This is a genomic window from Kaistella sp. (assembly GCF_049588135.1).
Classification (GTDB): Bacteria; Bacteroidota; Bacteroidia; order Flavobacteriales; family Weeksellaceae; genus Kaistella.
The window spans coordinates 1-18,975 of record NZ_JBAVFG010000073.1; the positions used below are offsets into that span (position 1 = coordinate 1).

An 18,975-nucleotide genomic window follows, 5' to 3' on the forward strand; every position below is an offset into this window, starting at 1 on the left:
TCATTTTCCTAAAATAAATGATTTAACTAAATTTTCTGATTTTATTAAAACCATCAATCCCGAAACTACTTTTGTTGCGCATTGTAATGAAAATCTGGAGCGATTTGATTTAAATGCAATTAATCCTCAAAAAAACATTACTTTCTTAATCGGTCCAGAAGGTGACTTTTCTGATAAAGAAATCCAACTTTTGGCGGAAAAAAAAGTAAAAGCAGTTTCGCTGGGAAGCCAAAGATTGCGAACAGAAACCGCTGGTCTTTTCGTAGCAGCATGGAATTATATGAAAATATCTACAGCACTGATTGAAACAAAATCATTATAAATCTTCGACAAAAATTAATTCTAAAAAAACACCTATGAGCAAAAACAACATTCTTTTTATTTTTTTCATTACTTTCTTTTTGAAGCCTTCTGCTCTTCAATCACAGACCTTAATTCATCACACTACCAATTATTTTGGTCCGAACGCCAATCCTGTACCTGATTTCACTGATGCCACTATTCCAAAAAGTACAGAATTTTCGGTATATGGCGATTACTATTATGGATATGGCGACCAAACAATTAATTCTTTATTAAAACTAGAAATCCCTTTACTTCCTGAAAAAATATCTGTAAAACTATGGGCAGTTCCCATTGAACATTATTCTGTTACTGATGCCATTAAAAACAGACGAATGATGCAAAAAAATTCTGGTACTGCAACTGGTGATCTTTTTCTACAAACAAGAATAGCACTTTTCAGTGAGAAAAATAGCAATATCTCTGTTATATTAAATACCACTTTAAAAACGTCATCCGGAAGTGATTTTAAAAACAGAAGAACCTTTAATACTGCCGGCTATTATTTTGATACTGAAATCGGGAAAAGCTTTGCAATTTCTAATCATTTCTTGAATGAAATCCGTCTGGTTGGCAATATAGGATTTTATTCTTGGGATGTGCTAACACCCAATAACAATGTACAAGATGACGCTCTGATGTATGGGTTAAAAATGATTTTAAAAAAGAAAAACATCTCTTGGGAAAATACAATTTCCGGTTATAACGGCTGGATCAAAAGAGCACCCGACTATGGTGACAAACCAATTATACTCGGAACAAAACTTAATTTAAAAGGAAAACAAAACACGTACTTTTTACAGTATCAATATGGAATTAGATATTTTCCTTTTAATCAAATTAGAATTGGAGCAGTTTTTTCACTTCCAACTTTGACTCCTCATTTTCTGAAATAAATTTCAACCTCATTTTCCTGAAATTCATTTAAAATTGTTCTTGATCTTTCAAAAGAGTTCATCGGTCAACGAACTTCTATTTACTATAATTTTTCTGGAGCAAGTTTTTTTTTAATGCATTTGAAATGCCTTGCGAATCCAAGGATAAAAATAATGATAAGGAAAAAACAAAACAATTAATCCATATTTCATACTTCGCCAATCTGCTAGCACAAAATAGACATTGTAAAAATGAAAAGCAACAAGAAACACCAAACAAAAAGTAAGATATTTTCTGCTGAATGCTCCTAAAAAACACAATGCTTGTAGAACAATGCCAATAATCGTAATTACAATCCACAGATTTTCATATTCGTACATTTTAAACATCCATTGCGGTAATTTTTCGTCAACGATAAAATAGTTCAACATGGAATTATATTTTGCAGCGTTGGTCTCAAACCATGAAGTTTCTGGGTTTGCAGTAATCCAATCTCTCGCTATTGAAACGAGTTTCCAAAATCCTGCTAAGGAGTACGTTATTAAAAGACCCAAATAATAAATCTGTACATACTTATAATCTTCGTCTTCAAGCTTTTTAGGATTTAAAAATATACTGAAGAAATAACTTAAGATCAAGACGTGATTATGATGACCAACTCCTCGGTAAGCGATTACTGGGAGAGAAATATAAGCTACGAGAAAAAACAATGAAATATTTACTAAAACTGAAAACCTAAATAAACTATATACAAGCATGAGTACCGTTACAAATACAACAGAATAATAAAGAAAATCTGATGGAAATACTGGCATCACAATTTTCTGCAGCCATATTGTCGGCTCGTAAAGATCACTAGGCCGTTTCGCAAATATTTTGAAAAAATTCACTTGTTCAAACAACCAGAATAAAGTGAAAATTCTAAAGAGATAATAACTTACTTTAAAATTGAAAACGGTGAGTTTTGGATAGGTCATTGGAGTTCGCTTATTATTTCAGTATTAATTTTAAAATCTTTTTCATCAATTTTCTGCGCATTAAAAGACTCTTTTACAAGCAGATACTTCTGATAATTGGGTTCTATTACTTTTGCAAAATGATACAATTTCACTTTCGAATCAGCATCGTTTCTATTTTGATCAATTTTACTCCCAAGATTATTAATCATCGATTCCTTTTGGTTTCCATCAAAAAGTGGAGATTCGGTATTTGTTAAACGCACAGTATCTTGCTCGGAAACCCCATACAATTTATATCGAAAATCAGTTGTGGAGGTACCAGAAGGTTTTGTAAAAAGGCGCCATGTGTAAAAAGGAAAAACCTCACCATATCCACCTTTATTAGTGCAAAAAGATAAAAACGAAAACACAAGGCTAAAAGCAAAAAGATAATAGGTATATTTCTTCATGTTGAATCTTAAGAATTATGAATATTTAAAAACACTGTATATTTTTCACATAATGATCTAAAATCTGTTCGCCACTTTTAATGGAATTTAGCGCCCAACGAACTTTCATTTGCCACAATTTTTCTTCGGAGAGTTGGTAATCCAAATTTGATTTGATGAGTTTCTGTTTTAATTCGTAAAAGCAAATCGCCGCCGCCACAGAAACATTAAAACTTCGGGTAAAACCATACATCGGGATCGCTAAAGTTTCATCTGCGAAATGTAATATTTCCTCGGTAACTCCTTCTTTTTCTGTCCCGAAAACCAAAGCGACAGGCTCGTTCAGTTGATAATCAGGAAGCATTGTTGCATTATTTTCTGGTGAAACGGCAACAATTTTATAACCACGGCTTTTAATTTCCTTTAAAGATTCAAGATTGTGCGGAAGTTTTTCCACTTCAACCCAAGTTTCGGCACCTTTCGTAACTCTTAAATTAGGATTAAATTCATTCTCACTTTCCATCGCCACGATTTTATGAAATCCGCACGCTTCCACCGATCGTACAATTGCCGCTGCATTTCGAAACTGAAAAATATCTTCCATCACGGGCAAAACAAAATCGGAACTTCCAGGCGCAAAATGGCTGATTTTTTCTAATCGTTCCTCTGTTAAGAATTGCTGAAGATATTCAAAGGTTTTTTGATCATTCATGGGTTCAAAAATAAGGATTTTTTTTGAGCGTAGAAAAGTGCTATTAATGCTTTCAAGTCAATGTTTTCGTTATTCTGCAAAATACTGTATTTTTGAAGTTATGAAAAGAAAAGTGCTTCTAATTTATACCGGTGGAACAATCGGCATGGAAAAAGATTACGAAACGGGCAGTTTACAAGCTTTCGATTTTGGAAACATCTTCCAAAAGTTACCCGAAATGAAATTAATTGAGTGCGAGGTTTCGGTATATCCGTTTCGAAAACCGTTGGATTCATCCGATATGGGACCCAAAGAGTGGAAAATAATTGCAAATCATATCGCTAAAAATTACGAAAGCTACGATGGTTTTTTGATTCTTCACGGCACAGATACGATGTCGTACACTGCTTCTGCACTGAGTTTCATGTTAAAGAATTTAAAAAAACCTGTAATTTTAACAGGATCTCAATTGCCCATCGGAGATTTGCGAACCGATGCAAAAGAAAACCTTTTAACAAGTCTTTATTATGCAAGTTTATACGAAAATAACGAAGCAGTTATTCAGGAAGTTGCGGTATATTTCGAATATAAATTATTGCGTGGAAACCGAACTTTGAAATATTCTGCAGAGTTTTTTGATGCTTACCAAACCCCGAATTATCCGGTTTTAGGACAATCTGGTGTTCATTTAAATATTGCAAAAGATTTTTTGTGGCGCTCGAAAACTAAAGATCCGTTTACAGTGGACACTCATATTTCGCAAGATGTTTTGTTTTGGCGAATTTTCCCAGGAATGCATCTGAATCATTTTACTGAAATCCCGAATGTAAAAGTTTTGGTATTGCAAGTTTTTGGTTCGGGTACCATTTTCAACACTGAAAAAACAAAGGAAATTTTACAAACACTTCGAAATAATGGAACTGAAATCGTAGTCATTTCGCAATGTGTTTCTGGCGGAATTAGTTTTGGCAAATATTCAAACTCGAATATTTTCAGAGAAATTGGCGCCATCAGTGGAAATGACATTACTTCAGAAAGTGCCATTACCAAAGCGATGCATCTTCTCGACAACCCAAATTATGAAGGTAGTTTTGCCGATAATTTTGTTAAAAGTCTTTGCGGCGAAGTTTCCGTATAACTCTTGTTTCAAATGTTTTTTAAAGCAGAATGAACTATTTATTTCTAAAATTATGAATTTCGGTTTTTAGAATTCAATAAAATACGCTATTTTTGCAGTCTTCAATTAGAGAGGTGTCCGAGTGGTTGAAGGAGCTAGCCTGGAAAGCTAGTGTACGGGCAACTGTACCGTGGGTTCGAATCCCATCCTCTCTACAATTTCGATTGATTGCCAATTCTTAAGGTAATTATAGCTAAAAACACAGCCAAAACTTATTGAGTTTTGGCTTTTTTATTGAATGATAGGATTATAGCCTTTGCAGACCATAATCAAAACCTGGTGACAACAATTGTATTCGAGTCGGGTTTATAAATAAATTTGCCACGAATCACGAATTGAAAATATTCGTGTATTCGTGGCAAATTCTTCAAAGCATGATAAGAATTAATATTGTAGAAACAACCGATGATTCTGTCGCTTGTAAACAAAAATTTAATTGATCGTATTATTCCATTTTTAATTATTTATCCCTTTATTTTTTCACCACGGCTTTCATTAATCCACTATCAATTTTATAATCGGTACTGCCGTTGATTTTTACATTTTCAAAGACTAAATTAGAAGCGTTTTTCCCTACGACGCCGCGCTTGCTGTTAATATTAATATTTTTAAAATAAAGGTTTTCAATGAATTTATTCGGAAGTCCTGTAAAACTAAAGGCGGTTTCGGCACTTTCACAATTTACATTACTGATGAAAAAATCGTGTAAATATGGTATTTTATCACCAGTGAATTGGGCTTCCTGACTTTCTTTACTGCTACCAGCGGGAGCGTCTGCATACAGTGTATCAAATAAAACCGCTGCTTCCACAATATTTTTCATTTCGATATTCTGAATATAAATTTGACTCACATCTCCACCTCTTCCAGAATTACTTTTCACACGAATTCCGATATCGGTTCCGTCGAAAAGACAATTGGAAACAAAAATATTTTTCATGCCGCCATCCGTATTACTTCCGATGACAAAACCGCCGTGTCCTTCGTAAACGGTACATTCAGCAATGATGATATTTTGAAGTTGTGCTTCTCCGTCTTTCGGTTCTCCGCTGGATTTCATGCAGATTCCATCATCCCCGGCATTTACTTTCGTATTGTAAATAATAACATTTTTGGAGGCGCTGATATCAATTCCATCTCCATTTTGTGCCCATTTCGGATTATAAACGGTGGTATTTTTAATGACCAGATTGGTAATGTTTTTCGGGTTAATGACAAATTTCGGAGAGTTTCTGAAGGTTGGTCCATCAATCAATAAATTAGTTACTTTTGACAAAGTAAACATCATCGGACGCAGAAAATGATGAAGTATTTTATAATCTTCAATGGTCGGATTTTTAGTAGCAGCAAGCACTTTTACCCATTTCTCACCGTTCATTGCATTGACACTTGGCCACCAAATTTTGCCATCTTCGCTTACTACTCCACCTTTAGCAATTAATTTTGCCCAATCTTCTTTGCTCAGTTTAAATTTCTTCACGGGTCTCCAAGCTTCACCTGCACCATCAAAAATTCCTTCGCCCGTAAATGCCACATCATTTAAATTATTCCCCCAAATTGGCGGCGTAACATCGAATTTTCCTTTTGAATATTCACGCAAAGGGAATTGATTAATGTCATTTGAAAACTGGACAATTGCCCCTTTTTCCACATGAAAATTAATTTTACTTTTCAGCTCGATTGGTCCTGTGAGCCAAATCCCGGCAGGAACAATTAACTTTCCGCCCCCTTTTTCATTGATGGCTGTAATAGCTTTTTCAAATGCTTTGGTATTCAAAGTAGTTCCATTTCCTACACCACCGAAATCCTTAATATTATAAGATGTTTCGGGAATTGTGGGTAAAACCATCTCACCAAAATCGAAAGGTGCATTTTTAATGTAATATTCGATGCTATTTTTTTGGGCTTTACAGCTTGCAATTGCGAGAAAAAGGATAAAAAAGAATGCTATTTTTTTCATGGTATTTAAATTAAGGGGTTCAAAATCACTATGATATTAATGGTTAAAATTATTTTTTTTCAAACGAAAATCTGCGGTCTCATTGAAAACAGATATTCTAAATTTTTATTTTAAATAGTTCGCCAAAGGATGTTTTTGATCTTTTAAATCTTTAACAAAAAGTTTGGCAATTTCGGTGGCTCCCAAAACAGACAAATGGGTATTATCATCAATCCCTTTTGGATAATAAGGATGTTCCCCCGCAAAATAATGAAGATGAAGTTTTTTTGAATTTTCTACGCCATATTTCATTTCTAAATTTTCGGTAAGATATTGCATATCGAAAAAGGGAACATTCATTTCCTGTGCAACCAATCGTGCAACTAAAGTATAATTTCCGTGGGCATCTAAAAGGACACCTTGTTCATTAAATTTCCGCCGGGCAATTGAGGAAAACATCACTGGAATTGCCCCTTTTGCACGAGCTTCTGTGATATAATTCATAAGATTATGGCGATAAGAAGTTTGCGGATTGGTGTATCTTGTAGAATCGGTTTCTTTGGCATCATTATGACCAAACTGAATGAACAAATAATTGCCCGGTTCCAAAGAATCCACCACATTTTTCCAATGTCCCAAAGTGCGGAAGCTTTTCGTACTTCTGCCATTTACTGCATGATTCTTAATAATAACATGATCATTAAAGAATGGTGCTAAAACCTGAACCCAACCTCTTTCCGGGTTTTTTTCCGGATCTGGTTTGTTCGCCATGGTAGAATCTCCAATGGTAAAAATGGTCATTTTTTTTGAGTTTTTATTTTGTGAATCTGCACTTTTACAGCTCGAAATAAGCAAAATAAAAATAAGTAATAAATGATGTATTTTCATAAGTTTAAAGTAAAATTAATTTTTCAGCTCAAACCAATTTTGATGAAACTGATCTTTTAGAACGATTGGTTTTTGATATTGAGATGCTTCTTTTGTTGTAAGTTGATAAGACCATTTCACACGCAATTTAGAATTTGAACCTGCTCCAGAATTATTAAATTCCGCAAAAAATGATTTCGTTTCAGCCTCTTTTTTATCCCAATTACTCCAACCTTCTGGGAGAATATGATTTCCAAGATTGGAATTCAGAATCACCGTTTTTGCATAGATTCTCCACGGTCTGCCCAAATAAACTTTAGAAACGCCTTTAGTAGAAATAAATTTACAATCATTAAATACAAATCCAAATTTCGTATTTTCTGGTGTAGAAGCCGCCGTAATATAAGAGTCTTTTTTGCTGACGATTTCGCAGTTCTCAAAAAAAGCAGTTGCACTACCGAAAATAAAATCCGTAGTTCCTTCAATGAAGCAGTCTTTAAAATAATGTTTTCCTTCTCCTGTTAAATAAAGCGTATCTTGATTTCCCAGGATTTTGCAATGAAGAATACCTACTCGATTCGCATTAATACTCAAAGCGATTGCTTGCCCGATATCTCCTGCCGAATTTTCAATCGTAAGGTTTTTTAGAACGACATCATTTGCTTCTACTAAAAATGTTGGCGTAAAAAAAGTGTTATTTCTCCCCAAACCCATCTTATCAAAATAATCATCGAAAGTGATGATCGTAGAATCCCGATTTTCACCAATCAAAGAAAGATGAGAATTCCATTCGTGGAGTTTTATTTTTTCTTTGTAAATTCCGTTTTTAATGAAGATGGTCATTCTTTGATAAGGAAAAGCTTTTGTATTATTAATGGCTTCCTGAATGGTTAGAAAATCTCCTTTTCCATCTTTTGAAACTACAAACGAATCTTTCTCCTGCGCAAAAGTGAGCGAGGAAATGAAGAGTGAAAAGACGATTAAAAAAAAGTTCATCTTTTTATTTATTCAATTCTAAAGCTGCCAGAATAAAAGGTCCGGTTGCTTTCGGATCGTTGTCCTTCTTTTTTTCATTGACGTAATATTCAAAAGAACCATCTCGGTAAGGCGTGCCACCCAAACCGGCAACAGCACAAGCTTGAGTAATCGTTACCAATCCATCTGGGGAAATTTTTACCAAATTATTAATTAATCCATCAAAACCTTTTTCCGCTAAATTTTTATATTCTTTGGGCAAATAACCTTTGTTGGCACCTTTCGCAAAAGCGTAAACGAACATTGCGCTTCCGGTTGCTTCCAGATAATTTCCGCCTTGGTTTCCTTTATCCGTCACTTGATACCATAATCCTGATGGATCTTGAAACTTCGCAATCGCTTTTGAATTGGAATTCAAATAAGAAATAAGTTCCGCTCTTTTAGGATGATCTTTCGGAAAATAATCTAAAACATCCACCAAAGCCATGACATACCAACCTAAAGATCTGGACCAGAAATTGGGTGACGTTCCCGTGGTTTTGTTTGCCCAAGGCATTTGTTTACTTTCGTCCCAACCGTGGTAAAGCAAACCGGTTTTTGAATCAACCAAATGTTTTTGAATAATTTCAAACTGAAGTGCGACATCATCTAATTTTTTTCCGTTTTCATATTTCGCAGTGTAATGCGCATAAAACGGCGCTCCCATAAAAAGTCCATCCAACCACATTTGATTCGGGTAAATCTTTTTGTGCCAAAAACCACCTTCTGAAGTTCGGGGCTGTACATCCAATTGACTGCGCAAGATTTGCATCGCCGTGAGGTATTTTTTATCCTGGGTTTTATCGTATAAATCAAAAAGTATATTTCCCGCTTCAATCATGTCGATGTTATAATTATCGAATTTATATGACGGGATTTTTCCATTTTCATCGATGGTGGCATCAGCGTAACCTTTTACATAATCGTAATATTTCTGGTCTTTTGTTTTGTCATAAAGTCCTTCAAAACCAGTCATCACTAAACCATGAACATAATCCCATTTCGGTTCTTTTTTATCATCTAATTGATAGGCTTCAGGATATTGTTTCATTAAAGTCAAAGCCATTCTCTCCGACCATTTTTTATTTTTCGAAATCGTGGAATCGTCAGTTGAATTGATCCTTTTCTTTGCTGTACAACTTAAAAAAAGAGCTAGTGTAAGAAAAGGAATTCCTTTAATAATATTTTTAAAATTCATAATTTCATTCTTAAATTTCAGATGGATTTAAAGTTTATTCTTGGAATCCAATTGATTTAACTTCTCATTCAAATAATTAACAAACTCTTCCTGCGTTTTCAAAGCATCTTGTTCTTTTTCCCAAGAAGCTGTAAAATAATAAGTTACCGGTTTTGTCGTCGGTTTAAAAACCAATAAATGATCGAAAGGCCCGTCTTTCACTTCGGCAACGGTAGAAGTTTCATAGAAAACTGCCATTCCTAAACCGTCATCAAACATCGACTGATTTCCGAACGTTGCAATATAAGCCCATTTTCCAGAGTTGCTTTTTTTCTGAAGGAGAACTGGCGATTGATCTTTTGTTTTTACTTTTACAATTCCGGTAGCGATTCCCGAAACTGGAGCCGAGGGCGTGAAAGTATATTTGGTAAATCTTTCATTTGGGTAAATAGACAGATTTGCCTTCAAATCAATTTTATCATTTAAAGTTTCCCAACCTTTGTAATCGATAATAACGGTAGATTTTTGGGCTGAATTTTGAACTTCCGCAGAGGTTTTATCAACGGTTTCGAAATGGTACATTTTATTGTCAACAATTCTGGCGATGGAACCTAAACCTACTCCTTTCCCCACTTTCAGAACATCGGAACCCCAATCTTGTTTTAAATGATAGGAATCAAAACCATCTTGTCCTACTTCTGGCAGAATAATCTTCTCGCTAGTTTTCCCAAAGATATCGATTGCATTTCGCCAATCAAGATACAATCGGTAAGCGATTTTATTACTTTCCCAACCCGGACCTTCATAGCGGATGTCAAAGGAATGATCGGTATGCAAAGGATCAAGGGTATGCGATTTCACATTTTTCCAAGTTCCGCCTTCATATTTTCTACCATTCCATTTTCCACCTTCTTTTACAGAGATTTCTGCATTTGTTTTTCGGTCTTTATGTAGATTTCCGTTTTGCGAATTACAACTTATAATTTGACTTAATACTACTGCGATTGCAGTTGTTTTATAGATTTTCATTTTGATCTTTTTTGAAAGTGAAATTGAGAAAATTAACAATATATTTTGTGGTCGGTTGAAACCAAGGATCGAAAAGCCAAAAAGTGTGCGGACTGTTTTCTATTCTTTCGACTTTAGAATAGATTCCGAACCCGTTCAGTTTTTTGATAAAATCGCTTTGTCCGGCACTGAATCTTTTGAATTGACTATTGATGAAAAGAAAAGGAGGTGTTTTATCCGAAACATGAGCTAAAGCAGAAGCATCATTCCAAACCTCAGGGATTTCTTCATAAGTTCCTCCTAACCATAACGCAGCCATTTTTCCTTCTTGGGAATCGGGATGGTGAAAAGCTAAAATCCCATCAATATCGATTACCGCATTTACTTCTGCTGGATATTTAGCCCCAATTAAGGAAGCCATTTGTCCTCCGGAAGAGCAACCCAAAATAGCAATCTTAGCAGCATCAATTTTAAATTCTTTTGCATTTTTTTTGATGAAATTAATAACATCATGGACATCATCAATTGCAGCAGGATATTTTGCTTCCTCTGAAAGTCGGTATTCGATGGTAAAAGTTTGATATCCTTCAGTAGCTATTTTTTCTGCTAATGCATTTTGCATTTCTTTCGAACCCGATTTCCAGCCGCCGCCATGAACCAAGAGTACGGCAGGTAGATTTTCTTTAGACTTATGAATGAAGGCATCCAAATGCAACTTTCTGTTCGGTAAATTTTTATAGACCAGATTGTCTTCCATTTTAATTAATGGATTATTTTGAACTCCTATTTTTTTAATAAATGGATATTTTTTTAGTTGTTTTAAATATTCAGATTGGAGGGCAAAAGAATATTCTTCCTTCATCTGTGCAAATACGATGAAGAAATTAAAGAGAAAAAAGGGAAATAGAATCTTTTTAAACATTGAGCGACATATTGCCTTAAAGCAATCGATTACACAAATCTAATTATTTTTGAGTTAAGAGCAAAACAAATGCTTTTTTTAGATGCTTTTTTTCACATTGATTTAATAAATCACTAAGTAAACCGCTGAAAGCATTCCGATTAATGCAGGAGTCTCTGCAAATAATTAAATTTATTTAAAAAAATATTCAACATTTCGATTTTTTTTATAGTTTTGTGTAATCCATTACATAGACGTAATACATTAATATCTAAACAGTTTTACAATGAAAAAATTATTATTTTTGATGACATTTTTTATGATGTCAATTTCTTTTCAGGCGCAGTCTGTAAACATCACCCAGGAAACAGGATGGCTAGAATCTGCCTACCTGAAATGGCTTCCGGTGGATGGCGCGGATAGCTACAACGTTTATTACACTGGAGGAGGTCTAACCGATAAAAAAATAGACACTCAACTAATCAGAAGTTACGGATCGTATTTTCGTGCCGACATTTTGGGTTTGACAGCAGGAAACTATACCATCAAAGTGGTTCCTGTAATTGGAGGAACAGAAGGAACTGCAACAATTTCTAATCCTATTGCCGTTGTGGCGCACGACCGAACAGGTTTTGCATACCGAGGAGGCAGATTGCCAGGAGGCTATAAATTTGACGGGACTTTGAAAGATAATGCACAGGTAATTTATATTACTCAAAATACAAAGAATACAGTTTCACTCAATGTTACGGGAGCAACAGCTAATCCATGTATCGGTTTACAAAACATTCTTGATGGTTTCAAAAAAGGAAGCGATTCTCGACCATTGGTTGTAAGAATGATCGGAAACATTACTGATTTAAGCAATATGCTAGCAGGTGATATTGTAGTTGAAAATAAAAACAATAGCAATGGTTCGATTACTATTGAAGGAGTTGGATCTGATGCCGTCGCAAATGGTTGGGGAATTCGGATAAAAAATGCTTCAAATATAGAAATTAGGAATATCGGATTTATGCTGACTGATGCTGCGGAAGGTGATAATGTTGGGTTGCAACAAGGCAATGACCATATTTGGGTACATAACTGTGATATGTTTTATGGTGCGCCAGGTGGTGATGCCGATCAAATCAAAGGAGACGGCGCTTTAGATTGCAAGAAATCTACCGATGTTACTTTTTCTTACAACCACTTCTGGGACAGTGGGAAAAGTAATCTTTTAGGTTTAAGTGAAGGAGCCATGGCTAATCTATACATTACCTATCATCATAATTGGTATGATCATTCTGACTCTAGACATCCACGAGTGAGATTTTATTCTGCCCACGTTTATAATAATTATTATGATGGAAATTCAAAATATGGAGCAGGTTCTACCATGGGATCATCTGTATTTATGGAAGGCAATTATTTCAGAAACTGTAAATACCCTATGCTAACTTCAATGCAAGGAACTGATGTTTTTGGCGGAGCACAAGGAACATTTTCTAGCGAAGCTGGAGGCGTTATCAAAGCTTTTAATAATCAAATGAGCGGCCAGACAAGATTTGTGACTTATGACGCTGTAAATTATCCGGTAGAATTTGATGCTTATGCTGCAGACACCAGAAATCAAACCGTTCCGAATTCCATTAAATCTAAAAAAGGCGCCAATATTTATAATAATTTCGATACCGACCCCACTTTATATATCAATGCTTTGGTAATTGATGATCCAGAAACCGCAAAAGATAAAGTCATGCAGTACGCAGGCAGAGTTTCGGGAGGTGATATCAGTTTTGAATTTAACAATGCGATAGATGACACTTCTGCTGCCATTAATACCGCTTTAAAAGCATTGCTTACGAATTATACCTCGCAAATGGTATATGTGCAAGGAGAAACTCCAGTTGTAGTGAGTTCTCAAACATTAGAAGTTCCTGCCAATAATGACCAAACAGTATCTGCAGGTATTGCAATTGCTGATATGGTTTATACTTGGGGCGGAACAGCAGATGACGTTTCGGTAACTGGTTTACCAGCCAATGGAATCGCATTTGTAAAAAATATGACTGCAAAAACAATTACCGTTTCTGGAACACCTACTGACGATGTTTCATTTACAATAACAACGAGCGGATCTGCAGGAACTCCAGTATCAGCTGGCGGAAATATAACCATTGGAGAAACTTCTACAGAGAGTATTTTCATTCACAACTTCACGACTGATGGGAAAGAAAGTACCTTTTACACCATTTCAGGAAATATTAATTCTACTGACGGATTTACGAGCTACGACGGTAATGACTTGATTAAAAGGCTGAAAATGGAGAGCGCAACTTCGATTAAATATACCACCACTAAAACATCTACCCTTACCTTAGTTTTCGATACTACCTTTGCCGGTAAGGTTAAAGTGAATGGCACTACTTACACTGTGCCGGCTGCAGGAAACGGAGTAATCACGATACCAAATATCCCAATTAAAGCTGATATTGAAATCCTGAAAGGAGACACCACAAATCTTTATTACATCAAAACAGTTTATGATACACCGGTTCTTGCTGCGGGTGAGCAAAACAGCAAAAATGAATTATTAATATACCCGAATCCGGTTTCAGATGTAGTTTACCTTAAAACGAACGAAAATGTACAAAACGTAAGTGTTTTCAGTGCAAACGGAATGTTGGTAAAATCACTGAACGGCAATATTAAATCAGTGAATGTACAGGATTTAAACGTTGGAATTTATCTGATAAGAATCACCACTAAATCCGGAATTACAACCAAAAAACTCATTAAAAAATAAGGATTGATTTTTTTAATATTTTAAAGAAAAAGATGGCATTATTGTTAGCGATGGTCGGAAGAAATTCCGGCCATTTTTTTTGTAAAGCGAGGAGCAAAAATAAATTTTCATTTTAACACTTCCCTTTCAACGGTGAATTTGGTGAAAATCGCACATTGGCCTAAGTCGAAAACTGATGAAATTCCATTCTCAATGTCTGATGTAAAAATGGTATATTACAATAGCTTACTGCCAGATAGATTTGTTTGCAAGTTCCGATAAAATCCGAACACGAGAAAAATAAACTTAAATTACAGCAACTCTACTGTTTTGGTCGAATTGCTATTTGAAAGTTTAACGAAGTGTTGTAAACAAGTTCTTACTAATTACGGATATTCATAATTTTTTAATAATTAATTGCCTTATTTTAAATTAATTTCATACTTTTACTACAATTAAAACATACAATTATGGGAATGGTTCAAGAATTTAAAGATTTTGCATTTAAAGGAAATGTAGTTGACTTAGCAGTTGCTGTAATTATCGGTGCTGCTTTCGGAAAAATCGTTTCATCTTTGGTTGAAGATGTGATTACTCCGTTAATATTAAATCCTGTTTTGAAAGCAGTGGGAGCACAAGACATCGCAGCACTAACGTGGCACGGAGTGAAATATGGTAATTTCCTTTCGGCTGTTCTTAGTTTCTTATGTATTGCAATTGTGTTATTCATGATTATTAAAGCAGCAACCAAAATGCAAAAACCTGCTGCAGCACCCGCCCCAGCTGGTCCTTCTCAAGAAGAACTCCTTGCAGAAATCAGAGATTTACTGAAAAATAAATAATAGCATTTGCTAATAACAAAAAAGACGTATCCATTGATGCGTCTTTTTATTTGTATATTAATCTAACTTAGTAAGTCTGTAAAATACTGCAAATCTGTTCAGCTAAAGAGAGCCCGATTCGGTCTTGTGCTTCAACGGTAGAAGCTCCAGTATGCGGACTTAAAGAGATTTTCGGATGGTTTAAAATTTCTTTTGAAGGCGTTGGCTCATTATTGAAAACATCTAATCCTGCGAAAGCTATTTTCCCTGAATTAAGAGCATTGATAAGCTCATCTTCGTTAATAACGCCTCCTCTACTACAATTTACAATCACCGCTCCGTCTTTCATCTTACTAAATTCTTTTGCGCCAATCATACAACCGCCTTTCTGAGCGGGAACATGAAGCGTGATAAAATCTGCATGTTTCAAAACATCTTCCAAAGGTTCTGTTTCGATATCAACATTGATGAATTGATTGTTATAAAACTTCACTTTAATGCTGGCTCTTCCGATATTATTATCCGCTGCAATGACTCGCATTCCCAACCCTAAAGCTATTCTTGCAACCTCTTGTCCGATCCTGCCCATGCCAATAATCCCGATGGTTTTGCCACGAAGTTCAATTCCTTTCTCGTATGATTTCTTTAATTGATTAAACTGGGTATCACCAATTAACGGCATTTTTCTATTTGAATCCTGCAAAAATCTTGCTCCACTGAACAAATGCGCAAAAACCAATTCTGCCACCGAAGCCGAAGAAGCCGCAGGTGTATTGATGACATGAATATTTTTCGAACGAGCATAATCTACATCAATATTATCCATACCAACGCCACCACGACCAATAATATCTAAACTCGGGCAAGCATCAATTAACTCTTTTCTAACCGTAGTTGCACTCCGAACCAGCAAAGTACGAATCGAATGTACATTGATGAAATCTGCCAAAAATTCCTGCGGAACTTTAGTCGTAATTACTTCGAAACCTTTTTCTGTTAATGCATCAATTCCTGATTGATCTAAACCGTCATTTGCTAATATTTTCATCCTTTATTTTAATCGTTAATTGGGCTAAAATGATCTTTGATCTTCTAATTCCATCTCCAAAAATTTAAGCGGCAAAATTACAAAATTTCATTGATTTACAGACTATTAAATATTCGCAATCGTTATGCATTCAGGTTTCCTCCTTTGTTGATGGCGTTTGATTTTTTTTTAAAAACAAACTTAAAGGTTATTATTTTTTAAGAAATGCAGTTAAAACGCTTCTGCACTCGTCCCCGTTTTGGAAGGTTAAATTGCAGTTAAAAATTTTCCCAATAGATTTATTAACCTTAATTTTGTGAAAATGGAAGAACAAGTAGTTTTAATCTCAGAAAATGATGAAGTGCTGGGTTTAATGGATAAAATGCAGGCACACGAAAACGGAATTTTACATCGTGCTTTTTCGGTTTTTTTGTTTAATGAAAAAGGAGAAGTTCTGTTGCAAAAGAGAGCTGCAGAAAAATACCATTCTCCAAATCAATGGACCAATGCCGTTTGTTCTCATCCGAGAGTTAATGAAACGTATTTGGAAGCTGCACAGCGCAGATTAAATGAAGAATTGGGTATTGAAGGAATGGAACTCACTCCGAAATTTCACTTCATCTACAAAGCCGATGTTGGTGGAAATCTTTGGGAACATGAATTAGACCATGTATTTACCGGAACTTATAGTGGTGACTTTTCTTTAAACGAAGAAGAAGTTTCTGAAATCAGATATATCACCATGGAAGCATTGGATCAAGAAATGGAATCGAATCCTGAAAATTTCACCGAATGGTTTAAGATTATTTTGGGGGAATATAAAGATAGGTTGTAGTGAGTGTTTGAGTATTTGGGTGAATGGTGAATGGTGAATGGTGAATGGTGAATTTACAAATAACAATCTTTATTATTCAATTACCGAAACACTAAAAAAACCTTCGAAAGAAAAAAAGAAAGTAATTATAGCCCCGATGGTAGCGGCATCCTTTTTTGAAAGGGCAAAAGCGGTGGCGAAAAAAGATATAGCGGACAGCGGGACTGGATTTTCTAAGAAGCGAAAATAGTCTTGCTCCTAAAAAAAGAAATTAATAAAAATAAAATATGAAAAGAACTCCTTTATTTGACAAACATGTGTCGCTTGGTGCGAAAATGGTTCCTTTTGCAGGTTTTGAAATGCCCGTACAATATGCTGGCGTAACGCAAGAACATTTTGTTGTTCGTGAAAAAGTGGGCGTTTTTGATGTCTCGCACATGGGTCAGTTCTTCGTAGAAGGTTCTACCGCAAAAGATTTGCTACAATATGTTGGAACGAATAATGTAGATACCCTAGAAAATGGAAAGGCGCAATACACGTGTTTGCCCAACGGAAATGGCGGAATTGTAGATGATCTGATCGTTTATAAAATGGCTGATGAGAAATATTTCCTAGTCGTAAACGCCTCAAATATTGAAAAAGACTGGAATCATATTTCGAAATACAACGAGAAATTTGGTGCGAAAATGACGAATGCTTCAGATGAAATGTCGTTGTTGGCAATCCAAGGACCAAAAGCGACGGAAACTTTACAAAAATTAACCGACGTAAATCTTTCTGAAATGCCGTATTATCACTTTTCAGTGGGCACGGTTGCGGGAGTTGCAGATGTCATTATTTCAAATACCGGTTATACAGGAAGCGGTGGTTTTGAAATCTATTTTAAAAACGAAGATGCTGTAAAACTTTGGGACGCAATTATCGAAGCGGGTGAAGAATTTGGAATCGAACCTTGCGGATTGGCTTCCAGAGACACTTTGCGTTTGGAAAAAGGATTCTGTTTATATGGAAATGATATTGATGATACAACTTCTCCACTAGAAGCAGGATTGGGTTGGATCACCAAATTCGATAAAGATTTTGTGGATAAAGAACGTTTTGCAAAACAAAAAGAAGAAGGAGTTACTAGAAAATTAGTTGGTTTTGAAATGCAGGAAAGAGCGATCCCAAGACATGATTATCTGGTGGTTGATGCAGAAGGAAATGAGATCGGAAAAGTAACCTCAGGTACGATGAGCCCGATGAAAGGAATTGGAATCGGTCTGGCTTATGTAGCGACCGCACACAATAAAATTGGATCGGATATTTTTATTCAAATCAGAAATAAGAATGTTCCAGCGAAAGTGGTGAAAACTCCTTTTGTCTAAGGATTCATTTTTAAATTTCAAAATAGTATAAAAAGTCTGAAAATTATTTCAGACTTTTTTATTTATTGACGAAAAAAATTTCTAAATTTTCAATATTCTTTTTATCATTTCCGATGAAAATTTCTTTGTCTGTAAGGAAAATTGGTCGTTTCAAAAAAGAATAATGGTCTAAAATTAGTTTTTTAAAATCTTTTTCCTGTAAAGATTTCAGATCGATATTTCTGGCTTTGATTTGAGTTGATCTTCTGCTGAAAAGCGATTCATAAGATTTGGTCAGCATATACATTTCTGCTAATTCTTGTTCGGTAATCGGTGCGCTTTTCAGTTCACGAAGTTCCCAATCGGAAAGGTCAAACATTTTTAAAATCTTGGTACAAGTTCCTGGTTTTCCAGTTATTGACAGAGGCTTACAATCTACTCGGACTATGAAAGAGTTTGACAAAAATTCGATTAAATTTATTGACCTATCCAAAGAAAACCGAAAATTTGAAGAACTCGAATCTTTCCTTAATACCGAGAATGTTCAAAAATGGGAAGACTAGGAAGTTCGTAAAAGATAGTAACGTGAATTTCTACACTGAAAAAAAACATCCAAAACAAGCATAGAAACCTTCATTACAGGGAAGAAAAGCTATAAGCTGGATTTCGTTTGGTTATGGTTTATATGACAATGATTGCAGCGATGCTTTTATTGATCAATAAAAAAGTAAATAATTTAGGTTATAAAACAGCCTAAAGACGTATTGCAATGGAACTTCGATACGTGATAACTGCTATCCTTATCGCGCTTGCAGGAGGTG

At 35.2% G+C, this 18,975-nt stretch carries 18 protein-coding genes and 1 tRNA gene; 8 read left to right on the forward strand and 11 right to left on the reverse strand.

The features are described from left to right. Both WBY99_RS03890 and WBY99_RS03895 read left to right on the forward strand, forming a co-directional pair. Positions 1-322, forward strand: a 322-nt coding sequence (locus WBY99_RS03890) for an RsmE family RNA methyltransferase (protein WP_423975023.1), incomplete at its 5' end; no start/stop codon positions are given. A 34-nt stretch (positions 323-356) separates the two neighbouring features. Beyond that, entirely contained in the window at positions 357-1,238 is an 882-nt protein-coding gene (locus WBY99_RS03895) for a hypothetical protein (RefSeq protein ID WP_423975024.1), read from the forward strand. Positions 1,239-1,349: 111 nt separating this feature from the next. Here WBY99_RS03895 and WBY99_RS03900 read toward each other — a convergent pair whose 3' ends face one another. From WBY99_RS03900 to WBY99_RS03910, 3 genes are read right to left on the reverse strand one after another with little or no spacing between them, the layout of a single operon-like run. After that, a complete protein-coding gene (locus WBY99_RS03900; protein WP_423975025.1) occupies positions 1,350-2,195 on the reverse strand; it encodes a hypothetical protein in 846 nt (281 codons plus the stop codon). Then, positions 2,192-2,626 (reverse strand): hypothetical protein, encoded by a 435-nt coding sequence (locus WBY99_RS03905; protein WP_423975026.1) that lies wholly within the window; start codon positions 2,624-2,626, stop codon positions 2,192-2,194. Before WBY99_RS03905 ends, WBY99_RS03900 begins: the two co-directional genes overlap by 4 nt. 25 nt (positions 2,627-2,651) lie before the next feature. Then, positions 2,652-3,317: a TrmH family RNA methyltransferase gene (locus WBY99_RS03910; RefSeq protein ID WP_423975027.1), complete on the reverse strand. Its 666-nt coding sequence runs from the start codon at positions 3,315-3,317 to the stop codon at positions 2,652-2,654. Positions 3,318-3,417: 100 nt separating this feature from the next. Between WBY99_RS03910 and WBY99_RS03915 the strand changes: the two genes are divergently transcribed. Together WBY99_RS03915 and WBY99_RS03920 are read left to right on the forward strand one after the other, a co-directional pair. Beyond that, positions 3,418-4,434, forward strand: a complete 1,017-nt coding sequence (locus WBY99_RS03915) for an asparaginase (protein WP_423975028.1) — start codon at positions 3,418-3,420, stop codon at positions 4,432-4,434. 107 nt (positions 4,435-4,541) lie between these two features. Continuing rightward, positions 4,542-4,628 (forward strand) — tRNA-Ser (locus WBY99_RS03920). A gap of 317 nt (positions 4,629-4,945) precedes the next feature. On the opposite strand, the gene WBY99_RS03925 is transcribed toward WBY99_RS03920, so the two are convergent. The 6 genes from WBY99_RS03925 to WBY99_RS03950 form a co-directional block, all read right to left on the reverse strand. Further along, complete coding sequence (locus WBY99_RS03925) at positions 4,946-6,433, reverse strand: glycoside hydrolase family 28 protein (protein WP_423975029.1); 1,488 nt, start codon at positions 6,431-6,433, stop codon at positions 4,946-4,948. A 105-nt stretch (positions 6,434-6,538) separates the two neighbouring features. Further along, on the reverse strand, positions 6,539-7,213 hold the full coding sequence (locus tag WBY99_RS03930; protein ID WP_423975030.1) for a rhamnogalacturonan acetylesterase: 675 nt from the start codon (positions 7,211-7,213) through the stop codon (positions 6,539-6,541). 102 nt (positions 7,214-7,315) lie between these two features. Beyond that, entirely contained in the window at positions 7,316-8,275 is a 960-nt protein-coding gene (locus tag WBY99_RS03935) for a pectinesterase family protein (RefSeq protein ID WP_423975031.1), read from the reverse strand. A 4-nt stretch (positions 8,276-8,279) separates the two neighbouring features. Continuing rightward, the gene (locus WBY99_RS03940) at positions 8,280-9,491 is read right to left on the reverse strand and encodes a glycoside hydrolase family 88/105 protein (RefSeq protein ID WP_423975032.1); all 1,212 of its coding nucleotides are present in this window, start codon (positions 9,489-9,491) and stop codon (positions 8,280-8,282) included. Between the two features lie 27 nt (positions 9,492-9,518). Then, complete coding sequence (locus WBY99_RS03945) at positions 9,519-10,499, reverse strand: DUF4861 family protein (protein WP_423975033.1); 981 nt, start codon at positions 10,497-10,499, stop codon at positions 9,519-9,521. Further along, positions 10,486-11,400 carry an alpha/beta fold hydrolase gene (locus WBY99_RS03950; protein WP_423975034.1) on the reverse strand — a complete coding sequence of 305 codons (915 nt, stop codon included), beginning with the start codon at positions 11,398-11,400 and terminating at the stop codon, positions 10,486-10,488. The genes WBY99_RS03945 and WBY99_RS03950 overlap by 14 nt, the downstream gene beginning before the upstream one ends. 265 nt (positions 11,401-11,665) lie before the next feature. On the opposite strand from WBY99_RS03950, the gene WBY99_RS03955 reads away from it, so the two are divergent. Together WBY99_RS03955 and mscL are read left to right on the forward strand one after the other, a co-directional pair. Continuing rightward, positions 11,666-14,167 carry a T9SS type A sorting domain-containing protein gene (locus tag WBY99_RS03955; RefSeq protein WP_423975035.1) on the forward strand — a complete coding sequence of 834 codons (2,502 nt, stop codon included), beginning with the start codon at positions 11,666-11,668 and terminating at the stop codon, positions 14,165-14,167. A gap of 449 nt (positions 14,168-14,616) precedes the next feature. Next, a complete protein-coding gene (gene mscL / locus WBY99_RS03960; RefSeq protein ID WP_423975036.1) occupies positions 14,617-14,988 on the forward strand; it encodes a large conductance mechanosensitive channel protein MscL in 372 nt (123 codons plus the stop codon). Positions 14,989-15,055: 67 nt separating this feature from the next. On the opposite strand, the gene WBY99_RS03965 is transcribed toward mscL, so the two are convergent. Continuing rightward, complete coding sequence (locus tag WBY99_RS03965) at positions 15,056-16,015, reverse strand: D-2-hydroxyacid dehydrogenase (protein WP_423975037.1); 960 nt, start codon at positions 16,013-16,015, stop codon at positions 15,056-15,058. A gap of 301 nt (positions 16,016-16,316) precedes the next feature. Between WBY99_RS03965 and idi the strand changes: the two genes are divergently transcribed. Both idi and gcvT read left to right on the forward strand, forming a co-directional pair. Continuing rightward, complete coding sequence (gene idi / locus WBY99_RS03970) at positions 16,317-16,829, forward strand: isopentenyl-diphosphate Delta-isomerase (protein WP_423975038.1); 513 nt, start codon at positions 16,317-16,319, stop codon at positions 16,827-16,829. Between the two features lie 266 nt (positions 16,830-17,095). After that, positions 17,096-18,175: a glycine cleavage system aminomethyltransferase GcvT gene (gene gcvT / locus WBY99_RS03975; RefSeq protein ID WP_423975039.1), complete on the forward strand. Its 1,080-nt coding sequence runs from the start codon at positions 17,096-17,098 to the stop codon at positions 18,173-18,175. A 58-nt stretch (positions 18,176-18,233) separates the two neighbouring features. On the opposite strand, the gene WBY99_RS03980 is transcribed toward gcvT, so the two are convergent. Then, positions 18,234-18,578, reverse strand: a complete 345-nt coding sequence (locus tag WBY99_RS03980; protein ID WP_423975062.1) for an arsenate reductase family protein — start codon at positions 18,576-18,578, stop codon at positions 18,234-18,236. Positions 18,579-18,975 lie beyond the last annotated feature (397 nt).

Bases quoted from the DNA above. Each gene is read 5' to 3' on its own strand.
- mscL (WP_423975036.1), top strand. From the start codon at position 14,617: ATGGGAATGGTTCAAGAATTTAAAGATTTTGCATTTAAAGGAAATGTA.
- WBY99_RS03925 (WP_423975029.1), bottom strand. From the start codon at position 6,433: ATGAAAAAAATAGCATTCTTTTTTATCCTTTTTCTCGCAATTGCAAGC.
- WBY99_RS03940 (WP_423975032.1), bottom strand. From the start codon at position 9,491: ATGAATTTTAAAAATATTATTAAAGGAATTCCTTTTCTTACACTAGCT.
- gcvT (WP_423975039.1), top strand. From the start codon at position 17,096: ATGAAAAGAACTCCTTTATTTGACAAACATGTGTCGCTTGGTGCGAAA.
- WBY99_RS03895 (WP_423975024.1), top strand. From the start codon at position 357: ATGAGCAAAAACAACATTCTTTTTATTTTTTTCATTACTTTCTTTTTG.
- WBY99_RS03965 (WP_423975037.1), bottom strand. From the start codon at position 16,015: ATGAAAATATTAGCAAATGACGGTTTAGATCAATCAGGAATTGATGCA.
- WBY99_RS03930 (WP_423975030.1), bottom strand. From the start codon at position 7,213: ATGACCATTTTTACCATTGGAGATTCTACCATGGCGAACAAACCAGAT.
- WBY99_RS03915 (WP_423975028.1), top strand. From the start codon at position 3,418: ATGAAAAGAAAAGTGCTTCTAATTTATACCGGTGGAACAATCGGCATG.
- WBY99_RS03950 (WP_423975034.1), bottom strand. From the start codon at position 11,400: ATGTTTAAAAAGATTCTATTTCCCTTTTTTCTCTTTAATTTCTTCATC.
- WBY99_RS03900 (WP_423975025.1), bottom strand. From the start codon at position 2,195: ATGACCTATCCAAAACTCACCGTTTTCAATTTTAAAGTAAGTTATTAT.
- idi (WP_423975038.1), top strand. From the start codon at position 16,317: ATGGAAGAACAAGTAGTTTTAATCTCAGAAAATGATGAAGTGCTGGGT.
- WBY99_RS03945 (WP_423975033.1), bottom strand. From the start codon at position 10,499: ATGAAAATCTATAAAACAACTGCAATCGCAGTAGTATTAAGTCAAATT.
- WBY99_RS03955 (WP_423975035.1), top strand. From the start codon at position 11,666: ATGAAAAAATTATTATTTTTGATGACATTTTTTATGATGTCAATTTCT.
- WBY99_RS03905 (WP_423975026.1), bottom strand. From the start codon at position 2,626: ATGAAGAAATATACCTATTATCTTTTTGCTTTTAGCCTTGTGTTTTCG.
- WBY99_RS03910 (WP_423975027.1), bottom strand. From the start codon at position 3,317: ATGAATGATCAAAAAACCTTTGAATATCTTCAGCAATTCTTAACAGAG.
- WBY99_RS03935 (WP_423975031.1), bottom strand. From the start codon at position 8,275: ATGAACTTTTTTTTAATCGTCTTTTCACTCTTCATTTCCTCGCTCACT.